12 protein-coding genes are annotated in these 15,774 nt (G+C 43.5%); 8 read left to right on the forward strand and 4 right to left on the reverse strand.

Translation table 11 applies throughout. The features are described from left to right. Window positions 1-76 precede the first annotated feature (76 nt). From OA91_RS16755 to OA91_RS16770, 4 genes are all read right to left on the reverse strand, one after another. Window positions 77-2,248 (reverse strand): AAA family ATPase, encoded by a 2,172-nt coding sequence (locus OA91_RS16755; protein WP_063339178.1) that lies wholly within the window; start codon window positions 2,246-2,248, stop codon window positions 77-79. Window positions 2,249-2,429: 181 nt separating this feature from the next. Then, the gene (locus OA91_RS16760) at window positions 2,430-4,430 is read right to left on the reverse strand and encodes a HAMP domain-containing methyl-accepting chemotaxis protein (protein WP_063339179.1); all 2,001 of its coding nucleotides are present in this window, start codon (window positions 4,428-4,430) and stop codon (window positions 2,430-2,432) included. Window positions 4,431-4,546: 116 nt separating this feature from the next. After that, a complete protein-coding gene (locus OA91_RS16765) occupies window positions 4,547-5,650 on the reverse strand; it encodes an ABC transporter ATP-binding protein (protein ID WP_063339180.1) in 1,104 nt (367 codons plus the stop codon). 57 nt (window positions 5,651-5,707) lie between these two features. Beyond that, window positions 5,708-6,490, reverse strand: coding sequence for an IclR family transcriptional regulator (locus tag OA91_RS16770; protein ID WP_063339181.1), 783 nt, complete (start codon window positions 6,488-6,490; stop codon window positions 5,708-5,710). A 281-nt stretch (window positions 6,491-6,771) separates the two neighbouring features. Here OA91_RS16770 and OA91_RS16775 point away from each other — a divergent pair, with 281 nt between their 5' ends. The 8 genes from OA91_RS16775 to OA91_RS16810 are packed head-to-tail and all read left to right on the forward strand — an operon-like array spanning window position 6,772 to window position 15,772. Continuing rightward, on the forward strand, window positions 6,772-7,647 hold the full coding sequence (locus OA91_RS16775; protein WP_046015539.1) for a carbohydrate ABC transporter permease: 876 nt from the start codon (window positions 6,772-6,774) through the stop codon (window positions 7,645-7,647). After that, window positions 7,647-8,498: a carbohydrate ABC transporter permease gene (locus tag OA91_RS16780; RefSeq protein ID WP_063339182.1), complete on the forward strand. Its 852-nt coding sequence runs from the start codon at window positions 7,647-7,649 to the stop codon at window positions 8,496-8,498. Before OA91_RS16775 ends, OA91_RS16780 begins: the two co-directional genes overlap by 1 nt. Window positions 8,499-8,502: 4 nt before the next feature. Then, a complete protein-coding gene (locus OA91_RS16785; RefSeq protein ID WP_063339183.1) occupies window positions 8,503-10,635 on the forward strand; it encodes an alpha-galactosidase in 2,133 nt (710 codons plus the stop codon). A 35-nt stretch (window positions 10,636-10,670) separates the two neighbouring features. Then, the gene (locus OA91_RS16790) at window positions 10,671-12,458 is read left to right on the forward strand and encodes an IlvD/Edd family dehydratase (protein ID WP_231870392.1); all 1,788 of its coding nucleotides are present in this window, start codon (window positions 10,671-10,673) and stop codon (window positions 12,456-12,458) included. Further along, complete coding sequence (locus OA91_RS16795) at window positions 12,458-13,237, forward strand: SDR family NAD(P)-dependent oxidoreductase (protein ID WP_046015542.1); 780 nt, start codon at window positions 12,458-12,460, stop codon at window positions 13,235-13,237. The genes OA91_RS16790 and OA91_RS16795 overlap by 1 nt, the downstream gene beginning before the upstream one ends. Further along, window positions 13,234-14,253, forward strand: coding sequence for a 2-dehydro-3-deoxygalactonokinase (locus OA91_RS16800; RefSeq protein WP_063339184.1), 1,020 nt, complete (start codon window positions 13,234-13,236; stop codon window positions 14,251-14,253). Before OA91_RS16795 ends, OA91_RS16800 begins: the two co-directional genes overlap by 4 nt. Beyond that, a complete protein-coding gene (locus OA91_RS16805) occupies window positions 14,250-14,891 on the forward strand; it encodes a 2-dehydro-3-deoxy-6-phosphogalactonate aldolase (protein ID WP_063339185.1) in 642 nt (213 codons plus the stop codon). The genes OA91_RS16800 and OA91_RS16805 overlap by 4 nt, the downstream gene beginning before the upstream one ends. Next, a complete protein-coding gene (locus OA91_RS16810; protein WP_082827983.1) occupies window positions 14,891-15,772 on the forward strand; it encodes an SMP-30/gluconolactonase/LRE family protein in 882 nt (293 codons plus the stop codon). The genes OA91_RS16805 and OA91_RS16810 overlap by 1 nt, the downstream gene beginning before the upstream one ends. The last annotated feature ends 2 nt before the right edge of the window (window positions 15,773-15,774 follow it).

The raw sequence follows: 15,774 nt of genomic DNA on the forward strand, positions 1-15,774 counted from the left end.
TCTTTAATGGCAGCTTTATTTCCCCCTTTCTTTATTCTTCTTATAGTGTTCTTTACTCATTGATTTAAAGGGTGTTTTACTGTTTTAGGTAGGCTCTCCTTGCCTCTTTAACTGCATTGATGATTAGGGGTAAGGCATCGGATAACTCGATTGGCCGAGCCAGTTGCTCATCTTTCTGGTGATCTGATAACTCTGGTTTAAGGGCAAGAAATGCATGGTAAATAGGTAAAAAGTAGCTTCTTAGGTAGGTGTTTTTCTCACTATTTTCAGACATAAGCTGATCAAAAAAATCCCACTCCTTTTTGGCTATTAAAAGGAGTAATAACTCCATTAACCAAGCCTCTTCTAACGTCCACTCAGCTTCTATATTTATCCTTTCTTGCTCATTTTTTAGGGTTTTGAATTTGAGGTAACTCATTAATAAAGAATGAGATTGCTTGCGACAGCCTTCTAATAGGGTGGCAAAGCTTGCTTGGATTAAGAGTAAAGGAGAGGTCTCTTGCGCCTGCACAATGACGACTTGCATGGATAGCCGGTAAGCCTGCTTTGTTTCTTGTGCATGACTTAGATATAGGGAGACCAGCTTATCTTCAACGTTAAAACCCTTAGACTGAGCCAGTTGGCAAATGGCTAACTTGATACGATAAGCAAGGTTGGCCTCAAGTTCTGTATTAGCTAAATCAAATAGGCTCAATAAACCTAGGTAAGCTTGCTCATAACCCTTGCTTGCAGCGGTTAATAAAAAACTTAAGCGCTCGCCCGGTAAGTGCGCCTTAAAGTATTGGCTAGCACTGTCGCAGTAGGCTTGGCCGTCTATTTCACCTTCGCCTTGTTGTAAAAATGCATGATGAAATAATGCTTCTAGCTCTGTCTGGCTCACATCTTCATTTGTTTTAAGAGCTTCCTGATAAGCTAGTGATTGCAAGCGAGAGCGAACCACTGTGTTATTTTGCTGAACCTTGTATTCGTCCATATAGGGAATCGACAGGCTGAAATAACTTAGCGTATTAAGGCTGTGGGTAATTAACGTTTGTGTTTGTGGAGAAGAAAAGCGCATTAAGTAACTGATATGAAAGCGCTTATCTGTGATTCGATAAAAGAGATTTTTATTTTGGCTGGGGATTTTCTCTACCCAGGTTTGTTTTTCTAGCTGGGTTAATTGGGCCGAAATCGTTTTACTGGCAAGATCACACTCTTGAGTAAGCTGGGCTACCTTGATGGCCTGCCAATGGCTGGCTAGGGTATGCACTATTAGTTGTTGCTGAGAGGAAAGGTGCTGCATTTTAAAGTCATATTGAGCCTGATAATGACGTAATACATAACGCAAATAGTGATGACTGGTTTGTAGGCTGGTATCTAATAAGGCTTGGGAAAAATACTCTAGGGTTTGAGCGTTGGCATGGCTAAAATGCCTTACCGCCTCTAACTTGTTAGCTGTAAAATTGAGGCAGTTCTGCTCAACTTGATATTTTTGCTCTACGTTGACCTGTCCCTCGCTTGATTGCTTCTCACTCGATTGATGCTTCAGGGCCTTGTTAGCTTGGCTTGGCGCTTTATGCAGCATGTCTTTATGAAGCATACTGATGAGTAGTTTATAGGCCAATGTCTTGTCTAATTGTGGGATATCCAAGCTGACAAAGGGTTGGGCTAATTGGCTATCCTTCTGACAACTGGCAATCAAGCGGTAATATGGTTGTTCAATAGTCAGTATGTTTTTGACAAAAAATAAATTGTCAGATTTATCTAGTTGTTTTAAAAGAATATCTAAGTTGTCTATCAAGAGAATTAGTCTGCTATTGGTGTTGTTTATCTCTTCAATCAGACTAGGCCAGCTAATGTTTTCTTTAGGGTGGAAGTGTTCAGCTAGTTCTTTTGAATGGGTGCTTCTTAATTTACTTCTGATACGTGAGCATAGGTCCTTGATAGAGCGAATACCGTATTCATATTCGTTAAGCCTCACTATGAGAGACGTTTTCGTATTGGGTTCTTGGCTTGAGGTTTGATTCCCGTTTTCTGTCAAATGCTGAGCCAGCTGTTTGATTAAAAGGCTTTTACCTGCGCCTTTATCGCCCCGTATTAATAGGTGTTCTTGTTCTTTTATCTGGCTGCTTTTACTAGAGCCTAGGTGTACTAAAAAGCGTTTTGCTTTTTGGTAAATAATTGAAAATAAAGAAGAATAAAGGCTGACCTTAGATAGGCCTTCTTGCTCTTCACGCTTATCTTTAGTGGGCTTGGTTAATAATGGCATGCCTCATCCCTGATCTGGATTTTAGTACCCAATACAGCTTTCAAATGTGGCTAGAACGCCAAACCTGAAAAGGAATACAGATGAGATAAAGCTAGTTGGCAAAATATTTATTGTCAAAAAAATAAAATGAATTTTGACAATAAATATTTTGTTAATGACTTTTTATGGTCTTTGCTCTCTATTAGAGCTTGAAAGCATTCACTAAGGATTTTTGCTTGCTTGCTAAGCTTTCTAAGTCTTGGCTGTGTTGGTTATTGGCTTGAGAGGATTGCGCAATATCATCTGCCACAGTCACAATGCGTTGGATATTTTCATTAATAGAGTCTACTTGTGTGTTTTGCACTTGGACAGCTTCACTGATGGATTGGTTGGATGCATTGACTGCATTGATGGCTTCACTGAGCTCACTATAAGAGGCGTTAATTTGCTCGGCGATATTGGCCATGGATTCGGTTTCTGACTGGCTGGTAGCCATTGCCTTGAGTACTTGGTCCGCACTTTGTTTTAGCTGCTCGACAATACTTTCAATATCATGAGTGGCAGTTTGAGTGCTGCTGGCCAAGGTTCTTACTTCATCTGCGACAACAGAAAAGCCACGGCCATGTTCACCCGCACGGGCGGCTTCAATAGAGGCATTGAGTGCTAGTAGGTTTGTTTGTGAGGTAATGTCTTGGATGCTGCTGACAATATCCCCTATACCTGCAATTTCTTTAACTAAAGATGCAATGGATTGATTGGCTTGCTGCATTTCAATGCCCATTCTGTCTGCCGATAGTTTGTTATTGTTAATACTTTGGCTATTTGCTTGTGCCAATTTGTGTAGATGCTGTACTTCCTGGTTAGAGGTTTGTGCGTGATTCGCTACCTGGCTTGCACAGTTATGAAGCTCTTCGATGGAGCTTTTCATATCATTGGTTTCTTGGTGCTGATAACTAATTTGTTTGTCGGTTTTTTGGTTATTGGAACTGGTTTCTTGGCTAACCCCTGAGACTTCTTCAGAAACATTCGCAAGCTGCTGAATAATATCAATAAGCTTGTTTCTCAATGTGTTTATTTGAGTAGCAATTTGGCCAAATTCATCGGTTTTGTTGAGATGGATATTGTTAGTTAAATCCCCTTGAGTCATTTTCGCTAGATTTTTCATGATTAAAGATAAGGGGCGTCTAATGCTATTTACTGTCGAGAAACCAATAAAGAGTGCAGCACTGAATGAAATTACCAGAAAGATGGTTTGTATTTGGCTGTAGTTCTGATTGCTACTAACGGTAGATTCGTAGGTTTGTTGTGACAGGTTCTTAATTGCTTGGCTTAATTGAGAGAAGTGGATGTCTGCTAAATTTACTTGTTCGGCAAGAGATTTTTGTAAATTCACGCTGCGATTCTGCTGGGCTATTACTGGCGCTAGTTTGGCGTATACACCGTCTGGGTCTTTTAGGGTGAAGTCCATGAAGTCGATATAAAACTGCATCCTATCGAGAATGATATCGCGATAGCTGCCTAACTCTTTTAAGGTGTTTAACATGGCGGCATATCTGTCTGTTTGTAGTGCTAGTACGCGTTCATATTCAAATTTGTCACTAATGGCCAAGGTGATATTGATATCGCCAACAAACTCACTGTTGATTTGATCCATAAATTGAAAGCTAAAACGGTCAGATAAGGCCTCATCTGGGCTTAAATCTAGCGTTAGCTCTTCTACATCCGAATTATAAAATTCCCATTCTTCTTTGAAATTCTCTAAGGCAGAAACGAGCGCTGCCCCTTGGCTGCTTTTAAGGTTGTTGTCATTCTGTAGCATTAATCCCAAGCCAAAGGTTTGCTCGCTGGCAGGGAGAGCCAAAGCTAGCTGCTCTTCTAATTCGGGGTAATCAATTAGCTGTTGTTCAAGTAATGTTTGCGTTTGGCTAAATTGGTTTCTAATCTCTTCAAAGTCAGTCTGAATGCTTTCTCTTTGCGCCGCTTCTGTGGTGGACAAGTGCTGCATAGTGAGCTTATTTGCCTGTAGCAGCTGCTTGGATAACTGGTTGATGTTATTGCTAATAGGCATCAAGGAATCGAGCTGGAATGCTTGCTGGGACAAGAGACTTGCTTGATTCATAAAGCTCACAACCGCTTGGGAAAGCATGAGCAATAACAAGATAATAAAGCCAATAACGGTTTTTTGGACAACAGTAACTCTCATCTTAGGACCCACCTATCGACAATTGGAAGCAAAAACTAGAAGCAAACACGTTGTTTAACGTATATGAGTTATAAGGGATAAAAAAAGGCGTAACCCAGAGGGTTACGCCTTCTTAGTTAGCTGCGGCTTGGCACAGGCCTTTCGAGAATTGACTGGCCTTTTTCATTGAATAAGTAGCAATGAGAAAGTTGTGCACCAACATCAATGAGATCACCGTGTCGGCTTAAGTCATTACCTGATACTTCAAGGGTTAAACTCTTACCTTGGTAGCTAGCATATAAGAAACTCACGCCACCTAAATGTTCTGCTACATCTACTGACACTTGGATTTTAAAGCTAGAGTCTTCGTCATGAGCGGTTAGGTGTTCTGGACGAACGCCGACTTTGACCTTGTCGCCAACACTACAAGTATTCGCGATAGCTGGCAGGGTAATCTGTTGATCACCAATGCTGATAGTGAGGTCTTGTGCATTGACGGCACTGACTTTAGCATCTAAGAAATTCATTTTTGGTGAGCCAATAAAGCCGGCAACAAATTCATTTACTGGATTATGGTAAAGAGCCATAGGTGAGCCTACTTGCTCAACATTACCGTCTTTAAGAACAACGATTTTGTCGGCCAGTGTCATCGCTTCAACCTGATCATGGGTGACATAAACCATGGTGGCACTAAGCTGTTGGTGTAACTTAGCGATTTGAATACGCATATCGACACGTAATTCAGCATCAAGATTAGAAAGAGGCTCATCAAACAAGAAAACTTTTGGTTCACGCACAATGGCACGACCAATCGCAACCCTTTGTCTTTGTCCACCTGAAAGCTGTTTTGGCTTACGGTTAAGCATAGATTTAAGCTGCAAAATGTCTGCTGCATGGCTTACCCTTTCTTTGATTAAAGCTGGGTCAGCGCCATTCATACGAAGGCCAAAACTCATATTTTCCTCAACAGTCATATGAGGATAAAGGGCATAAGATTGGAAAACCATGGCAACACCGCGGTCTGCGGGAGCGACTTGGTTCATATTGACATCGCCGATGAGCAAATCGCCGTCAGTAATATCTTCAAGTCCTGCAATAAGCCTTAAAAGAGTCGATTTACCACAGCCAGACGGGCCAACAAAAACAACAAATTCGCCGTCTTGTAAGTCCAGATCTACCCCGTGTATGGTTTCAACTTCATTAAAACGCTTGATGACATTTTTTAATTTTATGGTTGCCATTTTCTGTTAAACCCTAATAGTTTTGCATGATTAAAGCGTGACGCCTTTAGCTCAACATCACGCGGAGGCCATGGCCCCCATACGTTTGGATACTTCTTGGCAGGCTTCTTTTATGCGTTTTTGAAATAATTCAAAACGCTCATCATTTACCCTAAAAACAGGTGCTGTGATACTTAGCGCTGCAATCGGTTCGTTGCGATAATTAAAAATCACTGAAGCCGCACATTGAATGCCCTCTTCGTGTTCCTGCATATCGAGAGATACGCCAGTTTGGCGAATCTTTTCTAATTCATTTCTTAGTTTTTCTTCTGTATCAAGTGTGGTGTCTGTGTGCTTGATAAAGCTTTGTTTGCTAATGGCGTCTGCCAATTCTTCTTCACCTAGGTAGGCAATCATCGCCTTGCCTACACCCGTACAATAAGCTGGGCCTTTTTTACCTACCGCTGAGAATAAACGCAGGCTCTTTTGGCTTTCCATCTTATCTATGTAAATCACTTCGCCTCTATCCAGTACAGCAAGGTGAATAGTCTCGCCAGTCTCTTGCCAAAGGGCTTTCATTTGGTCTGCGGCTAGGTCACGAATGTCCATGCTAGACCAAGCTTTATGAGCAAGCTCCAGTAGGCCGTAACCTGGGTGGTAAAGCTGTGAGTGATCTTCAAAGCGAACTAGGCCTTCATCGACTAAGGTATTGAGTATGCGATGGGCGGTGGCTTTAGGTAATTCAGAGCGTTCCACTAGGTCTGCAAAGCGCATTGGATCTTGGGCACAACACACTTCTTTTAAAACCATAAGGGCTTTGCTTAGCGAAGAGCCGCCGGATTTAGCGTCGGTATCAGCCATTCTTTTCTCCTTAAAATTCGGTTTATGAAAGTGGTGCTTAGTATCTACTCTTGTGCTGAATATGACTAGCAAACCTAATTAATAAAAGTGACATATTTGAGCAAAGAGCAAAAAAGTGAAACTCCATTCCATTATTTGCACGAAACATGAGAATGTCAAGATACTAGGGAGAATTTTAAAACTTGCAAAAATTGAAACTATGTTCCATTATTTGGTTTTAAGTGATGTCAGGCGTCTTTTAATGGCATCAAATAATGATAAAAATAAGAGGTGATTTCTTCATGCAGAAGCTCCACAGCAGACAGCAGCAATGGATGCCTGTGCTATTTTTAGCACCTGCACTCATAATGTTTGTGGTTTATGTGATCTTGCCCATCTGTCAAAGCGTATTATTAAGCTTTTATGAATGGGACGGTTTGGGTGATAAGACCTTTGTAGGTTTGGATAACTATTTTGAACTGTTTGAAGATGAACAGTTTTGGCTAGCTTTGAAAAACAACATCTATTGGATGGTGTTTTACATGTTAGCGCCGCCTTTGGGTTTGGCTGTTGCCTTATTCTTGAATCAAAAAGTCTTAGGCATTCGATTAGTTAAATCCCTCTTTTTCTTCCCTTTTGTTATCTCTCAAGTTGTTGTTGGTCTTGTGTTCGCTTGGTTCTACGACCCAAGTTACGGCTTGTTTAACATTGCTCTTACCAGTTTAGGCTTTGAGCCTATTGCTGTGTTATCCGATGAGAATTGGGTGACCTTTGGCATTATCGCAGCAGGTCTTTGGCCACAAATCGCTTACTGCATGATTCTTTATCTCACAGGCTTAAATAACCTAAGTCCAGACCAATTAGAAGCAGCTCGTCTTGATGGGGCGCACGGTTGGAAAATGCTTTGGCATGTGATCTTGCCACAATTGAAGCCAGCGACTTTTATCGCAATCGTTGTCACTGTCATTGGTGCTTTGCGTAGTTTCGACTTGGTGGCAACCATGACGGCAGGTGGACCTTTTGGTTCATCAAATGTCCTTGCCTATTTCATGTATGAGCAGTCTATTTTCAATTATCGCGTCGGTTACGGTGCTGCTATTGCAACTGTCTTGTTCCTAATTATGGATGTTTATATTGCCTACTTCCTATGGCGCATGCTGAAGAGTGAGAAAGCCTAATGTTTCCAACTCCAATAGAAAAATTATCAAAATCGGTCAATATCAGTTATCGCGCTGCGATCTGGATTGCCCTTATTCTGTGGCTATTGCCTTTAATTGCGGTAATGATGACATCAGCTCGCTCTGTTGCTGATATTAATATGGGTAACTACTGGGGAATTCCCGAGCAGTGGATGATACTTGAGAACTACACTCAAGTTTTCACCTCGACGCCAATGGCGCGTTACCTTTTGAACTCCATCATGATTACTGTGCCTGCTGTTATCGGTGCTGTTGCTATCTCTACTTTGGCAGGTTATGCCTTAGCTAAGTTTAAGTTTCGCGGTAATGTCCTTTTGTTTGCGACCTTTATTGGTGGCAACTTTGTACCCTTTCAAATTCTGATGATTCCTGTACGTGACCTGACTATCTCTATGGGTCTATACGATACAGCGACAGGTTTGATTTTGTTCCATGTGGCCTTCCAAGCCGGTTTTTGTACCCTCTTTATGCGTAACTTTATTGTTGGTTTACCTGATGAACTGATAGAGGCAGCGCGTGTTGAAGGGGTAAGTGAATGGAAGATCTTCTGGCATGTGGTTTTACCGCTAGTACGACCTGCGATTGCAGCCTTGTCTGTTCTGATCTTTACCTTTATTTGGAATGATTATTTCTGGGCATTAGTGCTAGTACAAAGTGATGAAGTACGACCAGTGACTGCCGGCATTAGTGCCTTGATGGGACAATGGTTAGCTTCTTGGCAGCTGATTTCTGCAGGGTCAATTGTTGCGGCATTACCGCCTGTTATTCTTTTCTTCGCCATGCAAAAACACTTTATCGCAGGCCTGACACTCGGCGCGACTAAGGGTTAATGCTATGACAAATACACAAACGAACTTGCAATCTGATTTTCTTCGACAAGATGTGGCAGGTAAAACCCTAGTCATTTATTGTCCTCAAGAAGGTGCGCCCGAACTTGTTTATTTTGCCACAAGTTTGCCGCTAGAGACTGATCTTGCTGCGCTAAGATTGAGCCAGCAAACCAGTATTCCACAGGCTATGTTGGATGAACCTGCTCCTTTGTCTTTACTGCCAGAAGCGGGTAAGGGTTGGCAAGGTTCTCCTGCTATGGAGGTTGCCGCGAACGACAGGCCAACTTGGGCACCACGTTGGTCTTTAGGTAAGGTATTAAGCCGTGATGCGGGTTATCAAGTTTTCTTATCTGACAATATTGCTCAATTAAGTGTCTGCCTAAGTTTAGGCTTAACTCAAGAAGGTATGTTCAAGCAAAGCCTGAGAGTGACTAATTTAGGTGAAGGGGAGCTAGATGTTCAGCGTCTGGCTTTGACCATGCCTGTTCCTGCTCACTTTACCAAACGTATGAGCTTTTATGGGCGCTGGTGTCAGGAGTTTCAGCAACAGATTTCTCCATGGTTTGATACCTGGGTACAGGAAAACCGTGCTGGGCGTAATTCTCACGCAAACTTTCCTTCGCTGATTGTTGGAGATGAGTTTTTCTCTGAGCTTTCAGGGGATGTCTATGGCTTACATCTAGCCATAAGTGGTAATCACAGATTAAAAGCGGATTACACCTTGGAAGGCCATCGATATGTGCAGGCAGAAGCGCTCTATTTAGCGGGTGAAATTAAGCTTAAAAAAGGTGAGTCAATCTCGACGCCAGACCTTTTAGTTAGTAACAGTGACGCTGGCTTAAATCCAATGAGTCAGGCGTTTCACCAACATGCCCGTAGTATTCTAAAGCTTGAAAAGCCAAGGCCTGTTCACCTAAATACTTGGGAAGCTTTTTACTTTGACCATGATATGACGCAGCTAAAAGCGTTGGCTGATGCGGCGGCTGAGGTCGGAGTCGAGCGCTATATTCTAGACGATGGTTGGTTTAAAGGTCGTAATGGCGAAAGAGCTGCTCTAGGTGATTGGTATGTAGATGAAGCGAAATACCCACAAGGGTTAACGCCGCTTATTGACCATGTGAACAAGCTAGGGATGGAGTTTGGTCTTTGGTTTGAGCCAGAAATGCTGAACCCAGATTCAGACCTATATCGAGCACACCCTGATTGGGCCCTGCAATTAAGTGACTATGCTAATGTCATGGGCCGCTATCAAATGGTTCTGGATCTCGCTAATCCTGAGGCTTACCAATATATTCGCGAAAGACTTTTCAGCTTACTAGGCGATCACAATATTGCTTATGTGAAGTGGGATATGAACCGTGATTATAGCCAAGCGGGAACAGACCTTGCGCCTAAAGCCCATGCTCAAGTGCAGGCCTTATATCGTTTATTTGGCGAGCTTAATGAGGCTTTTCCACAGGTTGAGTTTGAATCTTGCTCCTCAGGTGGTGCTCGGGTTGATTTTGGTATCTTGGATTACTGTAAGCGTTTTTGGGCATCAGATTGTAATGATGCGTTAGAAAGGCAATCTATCCAGCGTGGTTTCAGTTATTTCTTCCCACCGGAAGTGATGGGGTCTCATATTGGCCCTGATAAGAGCCACACAACCAGTCGTATTCATGATGTTAATTTTAGAGCAGGCACCGCCATGCTTGGGCATCTAGGTATCGAATGGAATCTGTTAGAAGCCAACCCAGAGCAAAAGGCGAATATTACCAGTTGGATAAACCATTATAAGTCGAATCGTGACTTGCTTCATAAGGGCAACAATTGGCGCTTACCAAGTGCTGATGGCTGTGCTCAAGCGAACTGGGCAGTGAATGATGCGGCGACTCAAGGTGTGCTGGTTTATTGCCAAATGACCATGCCAAAACAGGCGCAACCTTTACCGCTGAAGTTGCCTAATTTAGTTCCTACCCAAAATTATAGGGTCAAGGTGCTAGAGCATAGTCCTATTCCTAATCATTTAATGAAAGCTATGCCTGCTTGGTGGGGGCAAGACCTCATTCTCAATGGTGCCAGCTTAACCAAGCTAGGCCTGCAATTACCCATTTTAGACCCAGAATCTCTGCTGTTGCTGGCAATAGAAGCATGCTGAGTACGCTGTTTTAAGTATTCACGAGGAAAGATCAAATGACTGATAACAAGAAGCCATCCACACCAGAAGAATTAAATCTGGTTAACCTTGATGATGAGAAACCTAGCGCAGGTAAACCATTAAGAAGTCAGCAATGGTATGGCAAGTTAGATAAAGATGGCTTTATTCACCGTAGTTGGATGAAGAACCAAGGTTTGCCTGATCATAGCTTTGATGGCAGGCCGATTATTGGTATCTGTAATTCTTGGAGTGAGCTCACTCCTTGTAATGCTCATTTGCGTGAGCTGGCTGAATATGTGAAGCGTGGTGTATGGGAAGCCGGTGGTGTGCCACTTGAGTTCCCTGTGATGTCTTTGGGCGAAACCCAAATGAAACCAACCGCTATGTTATTCCGTAACTTGATGAGCATGGATGTGGAAGAGTCTATGCGTGCTTACGGCATCGATGGCGTGGTGTTATTAGGAGGTTGTGACAAGACAACGCCTGCGCAACTGATGGGTGCCTGCTCGGTTGATTTACCTACTATCATAGTGTCTTCTGGCCCTATGCTAAATGGTAAGTATCGTGGCCAAGATATTGGCTCTGGTACCGATGTTTGGAAATTCAGTGAAGCAGTGCGTGGTGGACATATGAGCCTTGACGAGTTCATGCGTGCTGAGTCTGGTATGTCTCGTTCTCGCGGTACTTGTATGACGATGGGGACAGCCTCAACTATGTCTTGCTTGGTTGAAGCCTTGGGCATGTCTTTACCAGAAAACGGTACCTTGCCTGCAGTGGATGCAAGACGCCAAGCGCTTTCTCACCTTACCGGTCGACGTATTGTTGAAATGGTAAAAGAAGATCTAAAACCGTCTGATATTCTAACCAAGCCTGCGTTTGAAAATGCGATCCGAGCCAATGCTGCTGTGGGTGGTTCAACCAATGCTGTGATGCATTTATTGGCCATTGCTGGCCGTGTTGGTGTGGACTTAAGCCTAGATGATTGGGACAGAATTGGGGCTGAAATTCCTTGTCTTGTTGACCTAATGCCATCGGGTAAATATCTCATGGAAGACTTCCATTATGCTGGTGGCTTCCCTGCTTTGATTGAACGAATGCGTCACCTCTTTGATATGGATACTAAGACTGTCACAGGTGTTAGCTTAGGCGAATCTATGCAAGGAGCTGAGTGCTTCAATGACGATGTGATTAGAACCTTAGATAACCCATTGAGAGAAAAAGCAGGTATTGCTGTGTTACGCGGTAACCTGTCACCGCTAGGTGCCATCATTAAACCAAGTGCTGCTACGCCTGCTTTGTTACAGCACAAGGGTAAAGCTGTGGTGTTTGAAAACATTGAAGACTATAAAGCCCGCATTGATGACCCTGAGTTAGACATAGATGCGAACTCAATCATGGTACTCAAAGGCTGCGGTCCTAAGGGTTATCCCGGTATGCCTGAAGTGGGCAACATGGCACTACCAAGCAAGCTATTAGAGCAAGGTATTACCGATATGGTGCGTATCAGTGATGCCCGTATGAGTGGCACAGCATTTGGTACCGTGGTGTTACATGTTGCACCAGAATCGACTATTGGCGGCCCTTTAGCCTTAGTTGAGAATGGTGACGAGATCTCCTTAGATGTGGCGGGTCGCAGTCTACATTTGCATATCTCAGATGAAGAAATGCAAGCCCGTAAAGCCAAATGGCAGCCGGAAGAAAGTGAATATCATAGGGGTTACGCCAAGCTTTATATCGACCATGTCCTACAGGCTGATCAAGGGGCTGACCTTGACTTCCTAGTAGGTAAAAGTGGTTCTGTTGTCAAAAGGGAGTCTCATTAATGTCCCAAGCTCAAATAGAAAATTCAACCCATTACCCTAGTTTGGATGGACGCCATGTCCTAGTGACTGGTGGTGCATCGGGAATAGGGGAAGCCTTGGTTATTGCTTTGGCAAAACAAGGCTGTGCTGTGAGCTTCTTTGATATTGATGAAGAGGCCGGTAACAAGCTCGCCCAAAGCCTTAACTCTCAATCTCTAAAGGCGCATTTTGAGCTGGTGGATCTCACTGATATTGAGATGCTAAAAAGCAAAATACAAGCAAGACTTGATGACTGGGGAGCGATTCGTGCCTTGGTTAACAATGCCGCGAATGATCATAGACATACTTTAGCAGAGTTAAGCTCAGATGAGTTTGATCAATGTATGGCAGTTAATTTGAAACACCACTTTTTTGCGGCACAGAAAGTGGCACCACTTATGGCTGAAGCCGGTGGTGGCAGCATTATTAATATGAGTTCTAACTCTTGGATGTTAGGCCTAAGTGGTTACCCAGGTTATGTCACAGCAAAAGCAGGCATAAGTGGTTTAACCAAGGGGTTAGCGCGAGAGCTCGGACCAACTAAGGTACGAGTCAATACCGTACTACCTGGTTGGGTCATGACAGAGAAACAAAAAGCCCTTTGGCTGACGCCAGAGGCAGAAGTTGAGTTAATGCAGCAACAAGCATTACAGGAAAAGATTCAGCCAGAAGATGTGGCGGATCTTGTGCTCTTTTTGGCTGCCGATGATAGCCGCATGATTACTGGGCAAAGTCTGGTGGTAGATGGTGGCCGTTTATGAATACAGGGTCTCAGGAGTCAGCACGCGTGCAGAACTATCTCTGTATTGCTGTTGATTGGGGAACGTCAAATCTGCGTGCTTACTTGCTTGATCAAGAGGGTAATTCACTTGATCAAAGGGAGAGTAATAAAGGCATTTTAAATGTTGTACCTGGCCAGTTTGAAACCGTGCTGACTAATTTGGTCGGCGATTGGCTACGCCAAGGCTTGCCTATATTGATGGCAGGCATGGTGGGCAGTCGCACTGGTTGGCAAGAAGTTGAATATGAAACTTGCCCGCTTAGCCTAGATACCTTGGGTGAAAAACTGCACTGGTTAGAGACGGATCTAGATTGCCCTGTGGCCATTGTACCTGGCTTACAAGGACGTGGTATCAGTGGCAGCAACGACATAATGCGTGGTGAAGAAACCCAGTTATTAGGTGTGCTTGATTGGTTACAAAGCCAGCAATCTGATGAAGATGTTTTGTGCTGCATGCCGGGTACTCACTGTAAGTGGGTGCGTATTGAGAAAGGGCAAATCAAACAATTTTCTACCACTTTCTCTGGTGAACTATTTGCCAATATCAATCGTGATTCCAGCTTGGTCAGAGGTTTACCTAGCTTAGAAACCTTAGATGTTGAGGCCTTTAAATTAGGTTTAGTTACCAGTCAGCAAGAGGGTGGGTTGTTACATCATCTCTTTAGTGTGCGCAGTAATTACATCAGTAATGAGCTTAGCCCTGATCAAGTGCGAGATTACTTGTCTGGTGTCGTCATAGGCCATGATGTGATGGACATGTTAAAGGCTATTTCGGTACAAGCTTCTAACACTGAAAAGGCTGAAAAAGTACACCTTATTGGTAGTCGAGCTCTGTGTGACAGATATGCTATCGCCTTGGAATCTTTGGGGATGGAACATCTTTTTATTGAGGCGGGAGAAGCCAGTATTCGCGGTCTCAAACGTTTAGCAGAGCAAAACCAAGGCTGCTTTCAAACTTTTAATCAAGAACGGAATTTAGGGGAGTGTAATCAATGAAAGACTTTTCAACATTAATGGCCCAATTGCCTATGGTTGCTATTCTGAGGGGAATTAAACCGGAAGAGGTATTGGATCATGCTGAAGCTTTGATTGACGCAGGCTTTAGTATTTTGGAAGTGCCTCTTAACTCTCCTGAGCCTTTTAAAAGTATTGAAATGCTACAGCAAAAATATGGTGATAAAGCTTTAATTGGCGCTGGTACTGTAATGCGTAAAGATCAAGTTGAAAAGCTTGTCGAAATAGGGGCTGGATTGATGGTTTGTCCACATACGGATGTGGAGCTGATTCGAGCTGCAAAAGCCGCGGGATTATATGCTTTCCCAGGTTTTTTTACCGCTAGCGAAGCCTTTGCTGCAATGGAAGCAGGAGCGGATGCGATCAAGCTTTTCCCTGCTGAGGCTATGACATCACCGAAAGTCATTTCTGCTTTATGTGCGGTTGTCCCAAAAAGTGTTCGAATTTGCCCTGTAGGTGGTGTAACACCTGACAATATGAACGCTTATATTGATGCGGGCGCTCAGGGGTTTGGCTTAGGGTCTGCCTTGTATAAGGCAGGTCAAAGCGTGGCGACGACATCTGAAAATGCCAAGGCATTTGTTGCTGGTTGGCAGGCTATTTCAGAGGCAGCACGCTAATGTTATCCATGACCTCTGTGAGTATTAAGCAGCACCAATTGGCCGAAGGGCCATTTTGGTGTCAGCGCAGCCAAGCTCTATATTGGGTGGACATTCCAGGACAAGAAGTCTGGTGTTGGCATCAGTCCAGTGGATTAAGAAAAAGTTGGCGCTTCGATCAAAAAGTCTCAGCGGTATTCACCACTCAAAGTTACCGCTTATTACTTTGTCTAGCAGACGGTGTTGCTTATTTTGATCCTGAAACAGAAGCCTTAGAGTATCTGTGCAAGCTTGATGAAGATAGGCCTAATAATCGTCTTAATGATGCTAAGTGTGATCAGGATGGTGTGCTTTATGTTGGCTCTATGGATGATGATGAAACACTAAAAACGGGCCGTCTTTGGCAAGTTGATCAAACGGGTCAAAAGACCTGTTTATTAGATGATATTGGCATCTCCAATACGCTTGCTTGGGACTACTCTCGCGAACGTTTCTATTTTGCTGACTCAATGAAAGGGGAAATACATGCTTTCCCTTGGCCTAACTTTCGAGATGTAAGAAGTGATACTGCTTTTGTCAAAACACCAGAGGGCTTTGGCCCGGATGGCTCTTGTTTAGATGCTGATGGCAATCTGTGGAATGCCATGTGGGGCGCAGGAAAAGTAGTGTGCTATACCCCAGAAGGGGTGACAAAGCATGTTATTGATCTGCCTTTTAAGTGTCCAACAAGCTGTGCCTTTGGCGGAGAGAAGGGTGATATTTTATTTGTCACTTCAGCCAGTGTAGGCGAGGCAAACCCTGCGGATAAGCCTTTTGCAGGACAAGTCATCGCCATTAATTTATTTAAAACCTTAGGCATAAACGTAAGTGGCGCGCCGGGCCAAGCGTTTGCTGGAGCATAAAG

Source organism: Marinomonas sp. SBI8L (assembly GCF_001624705.1).
Lineage (GTDB): Bacteria > Pseudomonadota > Gammaproteobacteria > Pseudomonadales > Marinomonadaceae > Marinomonas.